Source organism: Pseudomonas sp. B611 (genome assembly GCF_055407965.1).
The window spans coordinates 1-16,260 of sequence record NZ_JBUZST010000003.1 but is presented as its reverse complement, the minus strand read 5'-3'; the positions used below and the strand labels follow the sequence as shown (position 1 = coordinate 16,260).

The 16,260-nt window shown below is 60.8% G+C and carries 12 protein-coding genes and 3 pseudogenes; 10 read left to right on the top strand and 5 right to left on the bottom strand.

The genetic code is table 11. From position 1 onward, the window contains the following. Nucleotides 1-80 precede the first annotated feature (80 nt). Nucleotides 81-1,076 (bottom strand): hypothetical protein, encoded by a 996-nt coding sequence (locus ACZRMO_RS08195; protein WP_463972508.1) that lies wholly within the window; start codon nucleotides 1,074-1,076, stop codon nucleotides 81-83. A 352-nt stretch (nucleotides 1,077-1,428) separates the two neighbouring features. On the opposite strand from ACZRMO_RS08195, the gene ACZRMO_RS08190 reads away from it, so the two are divergent. The 4 genes from ACZRMO_RS08190 (at nucleotide 1,429) to ACZRMO_RS08175 (ending at nucleotide 5,975) form a co-directional block, all read left to right on the top strand. Next, entirely contained in the window at nucleotides 1,429-2,148 is a 720-nt protein-coding gene (locus ACZRMO_RS08190) for an SDR family NAD(P)-dependent oxidoreductase (RefSeq protein ID WP_463972507.1), read from the top strand. A 303-nt stretch (nucleotides 2,149-2,451) separates the two neighbouring features. Beyond that, nucleotides 2,452-3,315 (top strand): 4-hydroxy-tetrahydrodipicolinate synthase, encoded by an 864-nt coding sequence (dapA, locus tag ACZRMO_RS08185; RefSeq protein ID WP_463972506.1) that lies wholly within the window; start codon nucleotides 2,452-2,454, stop codon nucleotides 3,313-3,315. A 120-nt stretch (nucleotides 3,316-3,435) separates the two neighbouring features. Beyond that, on the top strand, nucleotides 3,436-4,812 hold the full coding sequence (locus ACZRMO_RS08180; protein WP_463972505.1) for a pyridoxal-phosphate dependent enzyme: 1,377 nt from the start codon (nucleotides 3,436-3,438) through the stop codon (nucleotides 4,810-4,812). Then, entirely contained in the window at nucleotides 4,809-5,975 is a 1,167-nt protein-coding gene (locus tag ACZRMO_RS08175) for a cystathionine gamma-synthase (protein ID WP_463972504.1), read from the top strand. Before ACZRMO_RS08180 ends, ACZRMO_RS08175 begins: the two co-directional genes overlap by 4 nt. 137 nt (nucleotides 5,976-6,112) lie before the next feature. Here the strand turns inward: ACZRMO_RS08175 and ACZRMO_RS08170 are convergent, their stop codons facing one another. After that, nucleotides 6,113-8,311, bottom strand: coding sequence for an OsmC domain/YcaO domain-containing protein (locus ACZRMO_RS08170; protein ID WP_463972503.1), 2,199 nt, complete (start codon nucleotides 8,309-8,311; stop codon nucleotides 6,113-6,115). A 162-nt stretch (nucleotides 8,312-8,473) separates the two neighbouring features. Here ACZRMO_RS08170 and ACZRMO_RS08165 point away from each other — a divergent pair. Further along, nucleotides 8,474-8,746, top strand: a pseudogene (locus ACZRMO_RS08165) (PAS domain-containing protein); the annotation flags it as partial. 348 nt (nucleotides 8,747-9,094) lie between these two features. Next, a pseudogene (locus ACZRMO_RS08160) lies at nucleotides 9,095-10,039 on the top strand (methyl-accepting chemotaxis protein); the annotation flags it as partial. Between the two features lie 71 nt (nucleotides 10,040-10,110). Here the strand turns inward: ACZRMO_RS08160 and ACZRMO_RS08155 are convergent. Then, on the bottom strand, nucleotides 10,111-10,692 hold the full coding sequence (locus ACZRMO_RS08155; protein ID WP_463972502.1) for a hypothetical protein: 582 nt from the start codon (nucleotides 10,690-10,692) through the stop codon (nucleotides 10,111-10,113). A 158-nt stretch (nucleotides 10,693-10,850) separates the two neighbouring features. Between ACZRMO_RS08155 and ACZRMO_RS08150 the strand changes: the two genes are divergently transcribed. Further along, nucleotides 10,851-11,438: a DUF6630 family protein gene (locus ACZRMO_RS08150; protein WP_463972501.1), complete on the top strand. Its 588-nt coding sequence runs from the start codon at nucleotides 10,851-10,853 to the stop codon at nucleotides 11,436-11,438. Continuing rightward, complete coding sequence (locus ACZRMO_RS08145; protein ID WP_463972500.1) at nucleotides 11,431-12,867, top strand: COG3904 family protein; 1,437 nt, start codon at nucleotides 11,431-11,433, stop codon at nucleotides 12,865-12,867. The genes ACZRMO_RS08150 and ACZRMO_RS08145 overlap by 8 nt, the downstream gene beginning before the upstream one ends. A gap of 108 nt (nucleotides 12,868-12,975) precedes the next feature. On the opposite strand, the gene ACZRMO_RS08140 is transcribed toward ACZRMO_RS08145, so the two are convergent. Continuing rightward, complete coding sequence (locus ACZRMO_RS08140; RefSeq protein WP_463972499.1) at nucleotides 12,976-13,422, bottom strand: NUDIX hydrolase; 447 nt, start codon at nucleotides 13,420-13,422, stop codon at nucleotides 12,976-12,978. Further along, the gene (locus ACZRMO_RS08135; protein WP_463972498.1) at nucleotides 13,415-13,858 is read right to left on the bottom strand and encodes an HIT family protein; all 444 of its coding nucleotides are present in this window, start codon (nucleotides 13,856-13,858) and stop codon (nucleotides 13,415-13,417) included. The genes ACZRMO_RS08140 and ACZRMO_RS08135 overlap by 8 nt, the downstream gene beginning before the upstream one ends. Nucleotides 13,859-14,064: 206 nt before the next feature. Between ACZRMO_RS08135 and ACZRMO_RS08130 the strand changes: the two are divergent. Both ACZRMO_RS08130 and ACZRMO_RS08125 read left to right on the top strand, forming a co-directional pair. Further along, nucleotides 14,065-15,114: pseudogene (locus tag ACZRMO_RS08130) on the top strand (cache domain-containing protein); the annotation flags it as partial. A gap of 135 nt (nucleotides 15,115-15,249) precedes the next feature. Next, on the top strand, nucleotides 15,250-16,017 hold the full coding sequence (locus ACZRMO_RS08125) for a methyl-accepting chemotaxis protein (RefSeq protein WP_463972841.1): 768 nt from the start codon (nucleotides 15,250-15,252) through the stop codon (nucleotides 16,015-16,017). The last annotated feature ends 243 nt before the right edge of the window (nucleotides 16,018-16,260 follow it).

Genomic DNA, 16,260 nt, shown 5'->3' with positions numbered 1-16,260 from the left:
TGTACTGCGCTGTTATTTGGGGTTGAAAAGCCAGCGCACATGCACGCTCTCGACTTCAACGCACCGTCACCGGCCTGATATCAGCTATGGACCTTGTCAGATGACTGTTGCGCTGCACTGCCGGCGAAAATCACCTCAGACCTCGCCTCCCAACTGAGAAACGCTTTTTCAATACGCTTGCATTCTGGCTGATCCAAGTAATGATGAAACATCCCGAGTGCGAGATATTCGCTGAGGCCAATCAGTTTTTCAGTTTCGGTATAAGTCGCATTTTTCTCACCAGGAGGATACTTGACCACTGGATCGACCTCAGGCTCAGCCTCCAGGCCCGGTAGTTTTGATGTCACATTCCAACCAGTTCTTAAGTCGGCAAGAAAAACGGCGATTGATGCGCAGAACTCCGACGTATGAAGAGCCAGGACTGCATCCTTATGTTCAAACGGCGAGATCCTTACCAACTGCTCAACAAACGCCTCTAGCTGTCTAATCTGCACCCGGATATCCGCAGCTTTAAAACTCCATGAAATCCACCCTTTACCTGCCTTTATCCTTAACTCCGGCGCTCCGGTTTGCGGCCCAAAGTCCTTACTCGCAAGGCTGTTGTCATAGGCATTTTCACGTACGAAACTAAAGCACATAAAGGCACGAAGCACGATTTGATAGATGGCCCTCGTCGTCTCTATTTTTTCTTCGGCGACGCGTCGAGCTTCACGTAAATGTTCTTCAGCGACCTTTTGCGCTTCACGCCTGTGATCTTCAGCCCGTTCTTGCCTGCTTCTCTCTTCGGACTTTCTACTTTCATGCCGAGACACGAGTATCGCCGCGATAATTGCATAAATACTCCCGATGCCTTGAAGCCATGCGGGAAAGTTTGCGGAATCCCAAATAAGCGCGGCCGACATGATAATCACGAACGATCCAGTAATTAAACCGTAAAGAATAATTTGATCGCTTGGTTCGGTATGCTTTCTGACTTTACATACTCCACAGACGACAGCAAACACCAGCAGGCTAGCGATACTAACGATGAGAAACGTGGAGAGTTTCCCAATAGATTCAACGCCGAGAGCATCCATAAATTTTATCTTTTGTGTAATTTGCATTTCACCAAGATGTGCAAGGCTACTTGCACAATTGGCGTGAGCGACACCTCAACAAGCTGGGCGCGAAGAAGGTGATGAATGGGCCTTGGCAAAAGGCCTAAGTTGGGCTTGCGATCCATGCACACTGAAGCGTCCTTAGGAGTGATGGCCTAATGCTAGGCTTCAAGCCCGTGCATCTACAAGCAATAAACATCCGCTCTGCGTCAAACAGCACGGGAAGATTTGGTGCAAACCCGCATTAACGCTATGGTTGTTCGCACGCAGTGACCACGCCACAATCGCGCGTTAACCAAAACCCGCCCCCTTTCGGTCAAGGAGACCACGCATGAAAACCCTAGTGATCGGCGCCAGCAAAGGCCTGGGCAAAGCCTTCATCGAAGGCCTCGGCGAGCCCGGCGATACGCTAATCGGCGTGTCCCGCAGCCAACCCGCACACCTGGACCACAAGGCTGGCGTCAGCGTGCACTGGGTCGAGGCCAACCTGGCTGACCCCGCCGTAGCCGCGCAGACCATCGCTGCAGCGGTCGCCGAAGGCGGGTTGGATACGCTGATCTACAACCTGGGCATCTGGGAAGAGTTTGCCTTCGACCCGGCGTACAACTTCCTGACAGACGACGACAGCCAGATCGAAGCCATTGTGACCTGCAACATCACCTCGACGCTGTTGCTGATCAAGCGGCTGTTGCCGGTGCTGCTCAACAGCGCGAACCCCAGGATCATCCTCACCGGCTCGACCTCCGGCCTGCCGCAAAGTGGCCGCCCGGAAGTGACCTTTGGTGCCTCCAAATTCGCTCTGCGCGGTATCGCCGACGCCTTGCGTGAGGGCTATCGCCAGCAGCGGCTGGGCGTGACGTGCCTGAACCTGGGCTACCTGAATACCGAAGACCCACTGAGCACGCCGCGCGAGCTTGCCGCGCAACGGGGTGAGGGCCTCGCGATTCCCGTGCACGATGTGGTGCAGGTGGTGCGCATGGCGTTGAGCCTGTCCTCGGCCAGCTTCGTCAAGGACATCACCTTGCCAGCCATCCTCGACGAGCGCTTTTAAAGACGCCATAGCCTGGGCTTGACACACTCGCTCACATCCCCTGAAGATGGCCGTCTCATTCAGGGTGTGACAATTCATGTCTACTAAGTCGCTGGTTAACCTTTCCGTCATTGGCTCGATTGCCAAGGCGCAAGGTTGCGTGGCGCACGCCCTCAAATCGAAGAAACAGTCGCTCATGTGACCGGGGCGCGCTGTCCCGTCAGATGAGCTGACAGGACATTGAGCGCGACGGTCTCCCCCCTTGCACAATTCCCTCTGCCCTTCTGACGGTGACTTGATCGGTCAATCATCAGGAGAAAGTGCATGTCAGCGTTTCAAGGTATCTGGGTTCCCGTGGTCACGCCGTTTCAGGATGGCGCCATTGATTTTATCGGCCTGCGCCGCCTGGTCAGCCACCTGCTGGAAAAGCACGTCGCCGGAATCATGGTGTGCACCACCACCGGCGAAGCCGCCGCGCTGAGCCGCCAGGAACAGCTGGCCGTGCTGGATGCGGTGCTGCAGTTGGTGCCCGCGCAGCGCGTGGTGATGGGCTTGTCGGGCAACAACCAGATTGAACTGCTGCAGTTCCAGGAAGAAATCCTCAAGCGCCCGGTCACCGGCCTGCTGGTTCCAGCACCGAGTTATATCCGCCCGTCCCAGGCCGGGCTTGAAGCGTTTTTCCGCACGGTGGCCGATGCTTCCAGCGTGCCGATCATCCTCTACGACATTCCCTACCGTACTGGCGTGACGTTCGAGCAGGCGACCTTGCTGAATATCGTCAGCCATCCGCGCATCCAGGCCATCAAGGATTGCGGCGGCAACCTGGGCAATACCCTGGCGCTGTTGGCCAGCGGCCAGGTAGACGTGTTGTGCGGCGAAGACCAGCAAATCTTCAACGCGCTGTGCCTGGGCGCCAGCGGTGCGATTGCAGCGTCGGCCCATGTACACACCGAACACTTCGTGGCGCTGTGGCAACAGGTGCGGGATAACCAGCTGGTCGAAGCCCGTGGGACGTTCTTCAAACTGCTGCCACTGATAAACACCATATTTATCGAGCCGAACCCGGCGCCAGTCAAGGCGGCGCTGGCCCTGGAAGGCTTGATCAACAGCGAATTGCGCGCGCCGATGCAAGCTGCCAGCGAGGCAGTGGCCAGGCGCTTGCAGCAGGTGTGCAAGCTGCCCGGCTAATGCGCCAAAAACAGACACGCGGCGGGCCGCCCGGTTGCGAGCCGTGCGATCCAGGCCTATGGTCCAAGGCATGCCTTGCACTTTGTTGTCCCACCTACGATTCCCGTAACAGGTGACACCATGCCCAGCCTGTCCCGCCCCGCCGTGCTCGACCTGATCGGCAACACGCCGCTGGTTCGGGTCAGTCGCTTCGACACCGGCCCCTGCACACTGTTTCTCAAGCTTGAATCCCAAAACCCAGGCGGCTCGATCAAGGACCGCATTGGCCTGGCCATGATCGACGCTGCCGAACACGACGGCCGCCTGCGCCCCGGTGGCACCATCATTGAGGCCACCGCCGGCAACACCGGCCTGGGCCTGGCACTGGTGGGCCGGGCCAAGGGCTACCGCGTGGTGCTGGTGGTGCCCGACAAGATGTCCACGGAAAAGGTGCTTCACCTCAAGGCCATGGGCGCCGAGGTGCATATCACCCGCTCAGATGTGGGCAAGGGCCATCCCGAGTATTACCAGGACGTCGCCGCGCGCCTGGCCAAAGGCATTGCCGGTTCATTCTTCGCCGACCAGTTCAACAACCCCGCCAACCCCCTGGCCCACGAGACCAGCACCGCCCCGGAAATCTGGGCGCAAACGGAGCACGACCTGGACGCGATCGTGGTGGGCGTCGGCTCGGCCGGCACCCTCACCGGCCTGACCCGCTTCTTCAAGCGCGTGCAACCGGAACTGGAAATGGTACTGGCCGATCCGGTGGGCTCTGTGATGGCTGAATACAGCCGCAGTGGTACCCTGCCAACACCCGGTTCGTGGGCCGTGGAAGGCATTGGCGAAGACTTCATCCCTTCGATTGCCGACCTGTCCAGCGTGCGCCACGCCTATTCCATCAGCGATGAAGAAAGCTTCGACCACGCCCGCCAACTGCTCAAGGCCGAAGGCATTCTCGGCGGCTCGTCCACCGGCACCCTGTTCGCCGCCGCCTTGCGCTACTGCCGCGAACAGACCTCGCCCAAGCGCGTGGTCACCTTTGTCTGCGATACCGGCACGCGCTACCTGTCGAAGGTCTACAACGACCAATGGATGAACGACGCCGGCCTGCTGCAATACAAACACTACGGCGACCTGCGCGACCTGATCGCGCGCCGCTTCGAAGACGGCCGCGTGATCAGCGTAAGCCCCGATGACACCTTGCTCACCGCCTTCCAGCGCATGCGCCTGGCGGATGTCTCGCAACTGCCGGTGCTGGTGGACGGCCGTGAACTGGTGGGCGTGATCGACGAATCCGACATCCTGCTGGGCATACACCATGACGCTGCGCATTTCGGCATGGTGGTTGCCAGCGCCATGACCGGTCGCCTTGAAACCCTGGCCCCCAGTGCCAGCCTCGCCGAACTCCAGGAAGAACTGGATCGTGGCCTGGTGGCAATCATTGCCGACGCCTCCGGCTTTCATGGCCTGATCACCCGCGTCGATCTGCTCAACCATCTACGGAGAACCCTTGCATGAGCACGCCCGATAAAAGCGCGTTTGCCACCCGTGTGATCCACGCCGGGCAAAGCCCCGACCCGACCACGGGCGCGCTGATGCCGCCGATCTACGCCAACTCGACCTACCTGCAAGACAGCCCCGGCGTGCACAAGGGCTTCGATTACGGGCGCTCCCACAACCCCACGCGGTTTGCCCTGGAGCGTTGTGTGGCGGACCTGGAAGGTGGCACCCAGGCGTTTGCCTTCGCCTCCGGGCTGGCCGCGATTTCCACGGTGCTGGAGTTGCTGGACGCCGGCGCCCACATCGTCTCCGGCAATGACTTGTATGGCGGCACCTTCCGCCTGTTCGACAAGGTGCGCCAACGCAGCGCCGGGCACCGTTTCAGCTTTGTGGATTTAAGCGATGTGTCGGCGTTCGAAGCCGCCTTGCAGGACGATACGCGCATGGTCTGGGTCGAGACGCCCAGCAACCCGTTGCTCAGCCTCACCGACCTCAGCGCCATCGCGCGTATCTGCCGGGCGCGGGGGATTATCTGCGTGGCCGACAACACCTTCGCCAGTCCGTGGATTCAGCGGCCGCTGGAGTTGGGGTTCGACGTGGTGGTGCATTCCACCACCAAGTACCTCAACGGCCACTCGGATGTGATCGGCGGCATTGCCGTGGTTGGCGACAACCCCGAACTGGCGGAACGCGTGGGCTTCCTGCAGAACTCGGTGGGCGCCATCGCCGGGCCGTTCGACGCCTTCCTTACCCTGCGCGGCGTGAAAACCCTGGCCCTGCGCATGGAGCGCCATTGCAGCAACGCACTCGACCTGGCTACCTGGCTGGAGCAACAGCCGCAAGTCTCGCGGGTTTACTACCCCGGCCTGGTTTCCCACCCACAGCACGCACTGGCCCGCCGACAAATGCGTGGGTTTGGCGGGATGATTTCGGTGGATTTGAACAGTGATCTGGCGGGCGCAACGCGCTTCCTGGAAAACGTGAAGATTTTCGCCCTGGCCGAAAGCCTGGGAGGCGTGGAAAGCCTGATCGAGCACCCGGCGATCATGACCCATGCGAGCATCCCCGCCGCCACCCGCGCGCAGCTCGGGATTGGCGATGGGTTGGTGCGGTTGTCGGTGGGGGTTGAGGATGTGGAGGATTTGCGAGCGGACTTGGCGCGGGCCCTGACACATATCTAACGGTAGGCGCCGATCAAAAATGTGGGAGCGGGCTTGCTCGCGAAAGCGGTGGGTCAGTGAACCTATCTTTGACTGACACACCGCATTCGCGAGCAAGCCCGCTCCCACACTAGACCGCATCCGCAGGGAGAATTGCGTCAGGCAGAGGTAATGTTAGCCCGCGCCGCATGCAGCTTCTTGTAGCTCTCAATCAAGCGCTGATGCCGATCCAACCCCTCCAGCTTCATGCTGGTCGGCGTCAAGCCATGGAACCGCACACTGCCATTGACCGAACCAATCACCGCGTCCATCCGTTCATTGCCAAACATCCGGCGGAAGTTGGCTTCGTAATCCGCCAGTTCCAGGTCGTCGTCCAGTTCCATCTCCAGCACCGCATTCATCGCCTGGTAGAACAGGCCGCGATCGGCGGTGTTGTCGTTGTATTGCAGGAACATCTCCACGCACTCCTTGGCTTCCTCATGTTGCTGCAAAGCGAGGAAGATCAGCAGCTTCAATTCGAGGATGGTCAACTGGCCCCAGGCCGTGTTGTCGTCGAACTCGATGCCGATCAAGGTGGTGATGTCGGTGTAGTCGTCCAACTCGCTTTCGATCAAGCGCTCGACCAAGGCGTTGAGTTCGGCATCGTCAAGGCTGTGCAGGTTGAGGATGTCGGCACGGAAAAACAGCGCCTTGTTGGTGTTGTCCCAGATCAGGTCATCCACCGGATAGATTTCCGAGTAGTCCGGCACGAGGATGCGGCAGGCGGTGGCGCCGAGGTGTTCGTACAGCGCCATATAGGACTCTTTGCCCATGCCTTCCAGAATGCCAAACAGGGTCGCGGCTTCCTGGGCGTTGGAGTCTGCGCCTTCGCCGGAGAAGTCCCATTCGACAAACTCATAGTCCGACTGCGCGCTGAAAAAACGCCACGACACCACACCGCTGGAATCGATGAAGTGCTCGACGAAGTTGTTCGGCTCGGTCACTGCCTGGCCTTCGAAGGTCGGCGCTGGCAGATCGTTCAAGCCTTCGAAGCTGCGACCTTGCAGCAGTTCGGTAAGGCTGCGCTCCAGCGCTACTTCCAGGCTTGGGTGCGCGCCAAACGAGGCGAACACGCCGCCAGTGCGCGGGTTCATCAGGGTCACGCACATCACCGGGAATTCACCGCCCAGGGACGCATCCTTGACCAACACCGGGAAACCCTGGGCTTCCAGGCCCTGGATACCGGCGAGGATCCCCGGGTACTTGGCCAGCACGTCGGCCGGGACATCCGGCAGGGCGAATTCGCCTTCGATGATTTCGCGCTTCACCGCCCGCTCGAAGATCTCCGACAGGCATTGCACCTGGGCTTCTGCCAGGGTGTTGCCAGCGCTCATGCCGTTGCTGAGGTAGAGGTTTTCGATCAGGTTGGACGGGAAGTACACCACCTCACCGTCGGACTGGCGCACGAACGGCAGCGACACGATGCCGCGCGCTTCGTTGCCCGAGTTGGTGTCGTACAGGTGCGAACCGCGCAACTCGCCGTCGCGGTTGTAGACCTTCAGGCAGTAGGCATCGAGGATTTCCGCCGGCAGCTCATCCTGCGGGCCGGGCTGGAACCAGCGCTCATCCGGGTAATGCACGAACGGCGCGTTGGCCAGTTCTTCACCCCAGAATTGATCGTTATAGAAGAAGTTGCAGTTGAGCCGCTCGATAAACTCGCCCAACGCCGACGCCAATGCGCCTTCCTTGGTCGCGCCCTTGCCGTTGGTAAAGCACATCGGCGAATGGGCGTCGCGGATATGCAGCGACCACACGTTGGGCACGATATTGCGCCACGACGCGATTTCAATCTTCATGCCCAGGCCGGCGAGAATCGCCGACATGTTGGCAATGGTCTGCTCCAGCGGCAGGTCCTTGCCCGCGATGTAGGTGCCCGCTGCGGAAGTGGAGTTGGGCATCAACAAGGCCTGGGCATCGGCGTCGAGGTTTTCCACTTCTTCGATGATGAACTCAGGACCGGCCTGCACCACTTTCTTCACGGTGCAACGGTCAATGGAACGCAGGATGCCCTGGCGATCTTTCTCGGAGATGTCCGCCGGCAATTCGACCTGGATCTTGAAGATCTGGTTATAGCGGTTTTCCGGGTCAACGATGTTGTTCTGTGACAGGCGAATATTGTCCGTGGGGATATCGCGGGTGGAGCAATACAACTTCACGAAGTACGCCGCACACAACGCCGACGAAGCCAGGAAGTAATCGAACGGCCCCGGTGCCGAACCATCGCCTTTGTAGCGAATGGGCTGGTCGGCAATAACCGTGAAGTCGTCGAACTTGGCTTCAAGTCGAAGGTTGTCGAGAAAGTTGACCTTGATTTCCATGCGGGCACACCAGAATAACGGCTAAACAAAAATGGCCGCCATTATGAGGTTTTTCCTCGGGAAGTTTCAGGCTTTTGACCAATGGCTGGCGAAATAGCCAATGTAGATTAATCTTTTCCCAGCTGAGGCCGATTGGCTGAGTGCAACCAGGGAGTAGTCGGAATGCGCAACAACCAGCCAGTAACACAGCGCGAGATTTCACTCGCGCCTCAGCAAAAACTTATTTCCGCCACCGACGTTAGAGGTGTGATCACCTATTGCAACGACGCCTTTGTTGAAATCAGCGGTTTTGAACGTGCCGACCTGATCGGCGCACCGCAAAATATCGTGCGTCACCCCGACGTGCCACCCGCGGTTTTCGCGCACATGTGGAGTGCGCTCAAGCAGGGCCTGCCGTGGATGGGCATCGTCAAGAACCGCTCCAAGACCGGCGACCACTATTGGGTCAACGCCTATGTCACACCGATCTTCGACGGCAGCACGGTGGTCGGTTTCGAGTCGGTACGGGTCAAGCCCAGCGCCGATGAGATCCGGCGCGCCCAAGCGCTGTACCGGCGTATCAGCGCCGGCAAACCCGGCGTGCCACGCCAGGACGCGTGGCTGCCAGCGGCGCTGAACTGCGTGCCCTACGTGGCAACCGGCGTAGCCGGGAGCCTGGCGGGCCTGTTCCTCAGTGCACCTATCGCCCTGGCCGTGGCCGTCGCTGTGGCGATACCGGTCGGTGTGCTTTGCGCGCGCCTGCGCCAAGGCAGCACCTTGCGCTTGCTGCGCGGTGTGGAGCCTTCGACGTCGGACGCCTTGATCGCGCAGATGTACAGCGACGCCCGTGGCCCCCAAGGGCGCCTGGAAACCGCGTTCCTCAGCCAGGCCGCTCGCCTGAAAACCTGCCTCACGCGCCTGCAGGACAGCGCCGAACAACTCAGCGCCCTCGCCGGCCAATCCGACCAGTTGGCCAGCGCCAGCGCCCAAGGCCTGGACCGTCAGCGCGTAGAAACCGAACAAGTCTCGGCAGCCGTCAACCAGATGGCCGCCACCACCCAGGAAGTCGCCAGCCACGTGCAGCGCACCGCCGATGCCACCCAGCAAGCCAACGCCCTGACCGGACGCGGCCGCGAGGTGGCACGTGATACCCGGGAAGCCATCGAGCGCCTGTCCGCTGTGGTCGGCGAAACCGGGGTGACCGTCGCCCAACTGGCCCGCGACAGCGACGAAATCGGCAGCGTGGTGGACGTGATCAAAGGCATTGCCGATCAAACCAACCTGCTGGCCCTCAACGCCGCCATCGAAGCAGCCCGCGCCGGCGACATGGGCCGTGGCTTTGCGGTGGTGGCCGACGAAGTGCGCCAACTGGCCCAACGCACCTCACAATCCACCACGCAGATCCATGCGTTGATCACGCAATTGCAAGCGTCCTCCAACAATGCCGTACACAGCATGGAAAACGGCCAGCGCCAAGCCCAGGAAGGCGTGGCGTGGGTGCTGGAGGCGGACCAGGCACTCGTCGGCATCAGCGAAGCGGTGTCGCACATCACTGACATGACCACGCAAATCGCCGCCGCCACCGAGGAGCAGAGCGCAGTGGCCGAGGAAATCAGCCGCAATATCACCACCATTGCCGGGCTGGCTGACCAGACGTCAATCCAGGCTCATCAGTCCACCGACTTGAGCAAAGAACTGACCAATACCGCCGCCACCCAATACGCCTTGGTCGCCCGCTTCAATCGCTGATCCCTTCCCTTCACGCGCCCTTTTACAGGGCGCCACGCTGCTGACGCTTACGCCGGGCTAATGCGCTGCGCTCAGGAAAACACGCGCACGATCACCAGCAGCAGTACCCCGAATGCACCAGCACAGACCAGGTTCAGCTTGGCGTTCTGGCGGTCCAGTTTGCTATCGATCGACTCAAGCAAAGTTTGAATATCGCCGGGATTTGCCGGTGCTGCGCTTTTGGCATCCGTTGCAGTGACATCGCCATGGGCGGCCAGGATGCTGCCGCCGACACCGCCGCATGCGATGGATATCAGCAGGATCACGGTCTCGATGGTATTGGCGGTGATGAATACAAAAGGCGGCACAGAGTCGGTGCACGTGCCGGGTTCATGAGTCAGTTCAAGCGCACACTTCATGTACTCCGCGACGCCAAACTTGTAGGCCATCGACGTAATCACGCCCAGACCTATCATCAATATCCCTTTACGAACGCGCAGGGTCTTCATATCCAGGAGCAGGCCGAACAGAAGGACGGCGACCACGCACATAAAGCCACCTGTGGTCAGCGGCTGCTGACTGATGGACACGGTTGCCCCGTACAAAACAATCGCAACCATCACGCAAAAAAGCACACCCCATTCCCACGATTTGAACCACTGCTTCATCTTCATGATTTACCTTCCTTGCGTGAACGCGCGTGCGCATTCAGCGCTTCCTTGCTGAATTTTGGGCGCGCAGTGTAACGGCAAACCGTGCTGCCGGTTGGCCAGCCCGTGAAAAAAACGCTATGGTCGCGCCTTTCGCAGCAGGTCTACAGCGAGGGAATGCGATGGGCTTTTTAGATCGGTTGTTCGGTGGCCGCTTCACTATGCCGCCCCCCGATGAAACAAACGCCAGCCATGCGGCAATCATGCGCGAGATGCGCTCGCCCGAATCTGTCGCGCAAAAACAGGCGCTCAAGGTGTTCACCGAAACCCTTCTGGCGCGAGTGCCCGAGGCAGAAAGCGCGAGGCTCGTGCGTCGCGTCCTGCGTAAATATGCCGTCGATCAAGACCCCGCCAGTGCATTGACCGAAGGTTTGCTCGACACCTCCAGAGGCCAGAAGCTCGCCGACCTTGCCTTGCTCGGCGTCGATTGGCGTGGCTTCGACGTGTTTGAATACCAGGCGCCGTGCCTGGTGGCGGCCAGCGGTGTGCAAACGCCCTACCACTACGAACACACCGGCACCCGGCCGATGCTGGAGGTGCTGGTGAGCTTCGATCAATGGCTCGCCGGTTTCGACAAACGCTACTTGCACCTGGACTCAGGCGATGACGATTACGTCGGGTTTATCGTGGATGCCGACCGCGTTGAATACACCCTCGAATTGGCCCGCCAGGCCGGCCTGACCGTGACCATCGGTACCGATCATGAGTGAAGCCGTCGCCCCTTCACCGCGCAACTACTTGATCCGCCACTGGCGCGGCGAGTTCTCGCTGGCCCACTCATTCTGGATCAACGAAGTATTGCTCAGCCTGGTGTGCCTGCTGGCGACATCGCCGCTGTACTTCCTGCTGGTGCGCAACCCGCCAAGCCCCACCGGCTTGCTGCTGATGGGCGTGCCGTTCATGGCCGGCGCGCTGGCCGTCACGCTCTGGCAAGGGGTGGGTGTGTGGCGTTCGGCGCGGCACCACCGCCAGCGCGGCGGCAAGTCGCGCTGGGTCACCGTGGTGCGCGTACTGGTGATCGTCGGCGCGGTGCAGACGGCTTACTCGTTGTTCGATGTGGTGCCTGCGTTCAAGGCAGCGTTGCGCCTGGCCATGGACCCCAGTGCTTTGCCCTCCTACCGAATCAGCGCGTTCAACGACACCGAGCTAGAGTTCAACGGCGGCATCGCGCCCGGCAGCTTTTCAGCCTTCGCCCAGGCAGTGGCGGACCACCCCAACGTCACCACAATCCAACTGGACAGCCCCGGCGGCCTGTTCGGCGAAGCGCGGGCCATTGCGCGACTCATCGAAGACAAGGGCCTGAACACCTATACCAACCACGAGTGCGTGAGTGCCTGCGCGTTGGTGTTCATGTCCGGCAAGCAGCGCTTGCTGGGCGCTGAAGGCAAGCTGGGCTTTCATGCCGCGACGCTGTTCGAATCGGGCGAAGCATCGGCGGCCGTCGTCGAGCAGTATCGTGACGCCCTGCTCAAACACGGCGCGTCGAGACAGTTCGTCGACAAGGTGCTGGCGACCGGTCGTGAAGACATGTGGTTTCCCGACATCACTGAGCTCAAGCGCGAACACATCATTACCGCCACCGCAGATGCCCGCGACTTCACCGATGCACGCCTGGCGAGGCTGCGGGAACCGGGACAACTGGACGCCCACCTGCGCAAGTATTTCCAGCTCAAGACCCTGGCCGAAGACGCGCCTGCGCAGTACGAGGTGGAAAAGGCCAAGGCACAAAAAGCCCTGGATAAGGCCTCAACCTTTACCGCATTCGATAAGCTCACGCGCGATCACGACACCTGGCTGATCCAGGAAGCCCTGCGCAAGGCCCCTGCCCCGCAACTGTTGCGGTTCTGGCAAGCCCAGGCGGCGCTCGTGAACGCCGTGGGGCAAGGCGACGAGCAGGTCTGCACGTTCTACCTCAGCGGCGTCTACCCCGGGGGTTACAGCGCACTGCCAGCAACCTTGCTGACGCTGTTCACGGACAGACGGAACAGCCAACGTGAACTGGTCAAGGCGGCCGTCGAGGTCACGGGTGACGTTACCCCGACCGCCCAGGCCCGGGCCGATCTGAACCGTGTGTTCACCCACGCAGAACCCGGCACCTACGACGCCTATCGGCAGCCGACCCAACACGCGCCTGCGTAGGTGTGCCAAGCCCACCAGGAGCTGTACCGCCGAGTGCTCGCGTTGCCGAATCCAACCCGTGTCGCCGAGGCGTTTCGACTCTTGCCGGGCTACACGCGCTGAGTGGTGTCAGATGCCTGCGTCTTGCAGCATCTGGAGCAGCGCTTCCGGCCAGACCGTGTCGCGGGTGGTTCTCAGGTCGCTGGCGGACCACCAATGGTGATCGGCCATGACCTGGGTTTCTGCCAGGGTCCACTCGGCTTTTGACAGCGCCGTGCTGGGCGCATGCACGACAAAATAGTGCTCGATGGCCAGCACCGTTTCGCCACAGGGCAGCATCAAGGTAACGCGCCGGTCGGCCACGCAGGCGCCAACGCTGTCGCACACAAGGCCGGTTTCTTCGCGCAGTTCACGTATCGCGGCGGCTTCGAAGGTCTCGCCCTCTTCAACACCGCCGCCGGGTGTGGCCCAGTAGTTTTGCCCGGCCAATGCGCCGTCCTTGTGCACAAAGCGAAACAGCAGCACCTCGTTGGCGGGGCTGATCACCAGCAAGCGCGAAGCCTTGCGCTCACGCATGGGTCGGTGCCTCTAACAACTGCGCCAGCGCCTTGCGCAGTGGCCCGTGCACGGCCTCGGTGTAAGGCGGCGCGTTTTTCCAGTCGTAAAACCAGGCAGGCATCCGCCGCTTGTCGTCGGGCTCCGAGGCGTAACGCGGGAAAATATGGCAATGCAGTTCCGGCTCGGAATTGCCGAGGATCTCGTAGTTCATGCGCAAGGCATCGGTGGCTTGCAGCACGGCGTCGCCGAGGCGCGCCATGTCCAGCAAGTATGTGGCGCGGGCTTCAGCGTCCAGGTCGTTGAGGCTGGCCACCACCGGGTCGGGCAACAACAGACAGTACCCCGGCAGAAATTGCACATCGCCCATCACCGCCCAGCCTGAGGCCATGCGGCAGATAACCTTGTCATTGGCCCCGTTGCGAGCCAGTTCTACGCGTTCCGTGATGAGCGCCATGTCATGTCCTTGATCAAGATGAAGTGCAGGCGGCATCTTACCCGGCACGACTGCCCGGAAAACAGGCAAAACCACGTTAAGACAATACGCGATCAGACTTGTAGACAAAAAACCGCTAAAGATTCTCGACCTACAGGCCGACATAGCAGTGATAGCAAATCGCCGCCTCCCACCCAGACGCGGCGATTTGGCCGCCCTCCCCGCTGATGGTCGTCTCGATGAAAATAAAAAATAAGCTGGTCCTTGCTTTCGTTTCTGTCGCTTTTATCCCGGTCAGCCTGGTTGCGGTGATCTCCGTCATGAACACGCGGACCCAGGCGGTCGACCAATTCATCGATGGTAGCACCCGGGAAATACGCCAGATCGATGGCAACATCCGGCAGTTTTTCGACGGCACGACGCAGAACGTCGATCAATTGTCCGCCGATCCTGTATACACTTCCGTGAACACGCTCAAGGATTACCAACCCGCCAACGCCGCCAGCCAACCGATGCCGGCCGAGGCACAACAGGTGATCGAGCACTTTGCGCGTTACGGCGCGACCCACCCCGCCGCTGCGATCCTGTCCATCGGCCTGGAAGACGGCACCTACGCCAAGTGGCCCGATGACCCGCAACTGGCCAAATATGACCCGCGCACGCGCCCTTGGTACAAGGCGGCAATGGCCAGCCCCGGCAAGACCGTGCGCACCCCGGCGTATTACTACGACAAAGACGATGTGGCACTGGTGGGCACCGCGCGCGCGTTGCTGGACAACACCGGCAAGGCCAAGGGCGTATTTGTGGTCAGCGTTTCGCTGAAGAACCTTACCGAGCTGGTCAAGAGCATCAAGCTTGGCGAAAGCGGCTACGTGATGCTGATCGAAGACGGCGTGGTGCTGGTGGACCCGCGCGACAACGCGCACAACTTCAAGCCCCTCAAAGACCTCGGCGAACCCTACGCACAATTGGCCAACACCGCCCAGGGTTCCACCGAGGTGACGATCAATGGCGTGCGCTACATGGCCAATATCTGGACCTCGCCCGGCCTGGGCTGGCGGTATGTCGGCCTGATCGAATACAACGAAGTGATGGCCGAGGCCACGCGTATGACCTACCTCACCAGCGCGATCGTCGCGGTGCTGGTGCTGATCTTCGGGCTGGTGGCGGCGGCGTTCTCCAAGGTCATCGTCAAACCCATTGGCCAGGTCAGCACCGGCTTGCAGTCCATCGCCCAGGGTGAGGGCGATTTGCGCCACGAGCTGCATGTCCAAGGCAAGGACGAAACCGCCGAACTGGCCGGCTGGTTCAACAAATTTCTCGCGGCGATCCGCCAGCTGATCCAGCACATCGGCGCCGCCTCGGCCAACCTGCAGGATGCCTCACGGGTCAACAGTGAAGTGGCGAACAATATGAACGATGCTGCGGGGCGCCAACGCGAGGCGGTGGAATTGGTCTCTACGGCGTTCAACGAGATGGTCGCCACGGCCAACGAAGTCGCCCGCTCGTGCAGCGGCGCGGCCGAGTCAGCCGAGAACGGCCATCGCCGCGTCGCCGAAGGCAAACAGCAGATCGAAGTGACCACCGACAACGTCAACCGCCTGGGCCGCCGCCTGACCGAATCGTCCCAGGCCATGGTCGAGCTGGAAGCCGGCAGCCGCAGCATCAACCAGATCCTCGGCACCATCCGCGCGATTGCCGAGCAGACCAACCTGCTGGCCCTCAACGCCGCCATCGAAGCCGCCCGGGCCGGCGATCAAGGCCGTGGGTTTGCCGTGGTGGCCGACGAAGTACGGGCCCTGGCCAAGCGCACATCGGACTCCACCGGCGAGATCGAAAACCTGCTCGGCACCCTGGAAACCAAGACCCAGGAAGTCACCCAGAAAATGGGCAGCTGCCTGGACCTGTCGCGCGCCAGCGTGTCGTCCATCGAAAGCGCGCGGGACAGCTTCGAGGGCATCCAATTGTCGGTCAACGAAATCCGCGACCAGAACCTGCAGATCTCGGCCGCCGCCGAGGAACAACACAGCGTGGCCGAAGAGATCAACCGGCATATCCAACAGATCTACGACGAAGCGCGACTGGTGGAAAGCCTGGCCAACTCGGCACAGGACGACTCGGGTCGGTTGTCGAACCTGTCGGATGAGTTGAATGGGTTGGTGGGGCGGTTCAAGTCCTAAGCCTTGCGCCGATCCCCTGTGGGAGATGTTGAGCTTTGGCGAGGCTGCGAAAGCGGTGGGTCAGGCGACAGAGATTTCGCCTGTGCCGCAGCTATCGCAGGCAAGCCAGCTCCCACATTTTGAACGGTGTACACCTGCACCAACCTGCAAACCCAATCCCCTGTGGGAGCTGTCGAGCTTTGGCGAGGCTGCGAAAGCGGTGGGTCAGGCGACAGAGATTTCGCCTGTGCCGCAGCTATCGCA

Coding starts and splice junctions, on each gene's coding strand:
- ACZRMO_RS08195 (WP_463972508.1), bottom strand. CDS start 1,076: ATGGATGCTCTCGGCGTTGAATCTATTGGGAAACTCTCCACGTTTCTC.
- ACZRMO_RS08190 (WP_463972507.1), top strand. CDS start 1,429: ATGAAAACCCTAGTGATCGGCGCCAGCAAAGGCCTGGGCAAAGCCTTC.
- dapA (WP_463972506.1), top strand. CDS start 2,452: ATGTCAGCGTTTCAAGGTATCTGGGTTCCCGTGGTCACGCCGTTTCAG.
- ACZRMO_RS08180 (WP_463972505.1), top strand. CDS start 3,436: ATGCCCAGCCTGTCCCGCCCCGCCGTGCTCGACCTGATCGGCAACACG.
- ACZRMO_RS08175 (WP_463972504.1), top strand. CDS start 4,809: ATGAGCACGCCCGATAAAAGCGCGTTTGCCACCCGTGTGATCCACGCC.
- ACZRMO_RS08170 (WP_463972503.1), bottom strand. CDS start 8,311: ATGGAAATCAAGGTCAACTTTCTCGACAACCTTCGACTTGAAGCCAAG.
- ACZRMO_RS08155 (WP_463972502.1), bottom strand. CDS start 10,692: ATGAAGATGAAGCAGTGGTTCAAATCGTGGGAATGGGGTGTGCTTTTT.
- ACZRMO_RS08150 (WP_463972501.1), top strand. CDS start 10,851: ATGGGCTTTTTAGATCGGTTGTTCGGTGGCCGCTTCACTATGCCGCCC.
- ACZRMO_RS08145 (WP_463972500.1), top strand. CDS start 11,431: ATGAGTGAAGCCGTCGCCCCTTCACCGCGCAACTACTTGATCCGCCAC.
- ACZRMO_RS08140 (WP_463972499.1), bottom strand. CDS start 13,422: ATGCGTGAGCGCAAGGCTTCGCGCTTGCTGGTGATCAGCCCCGCCAAC.
- ACZRMO_RS08135 (WP_463972498.1), bottom strand. CDS start 13,858: ATGGCGCTCATCACGGAACGCGTAGAACTGGCTCGCAACGGGGCCAAT.
- ACZRMO_RS08125 (WP_463972841.1), top strand. CDS start 15,250: ATGAACGATGCTGCGGGGCGCCAACGCGAGGCGGTGGAATTGGTCTCT.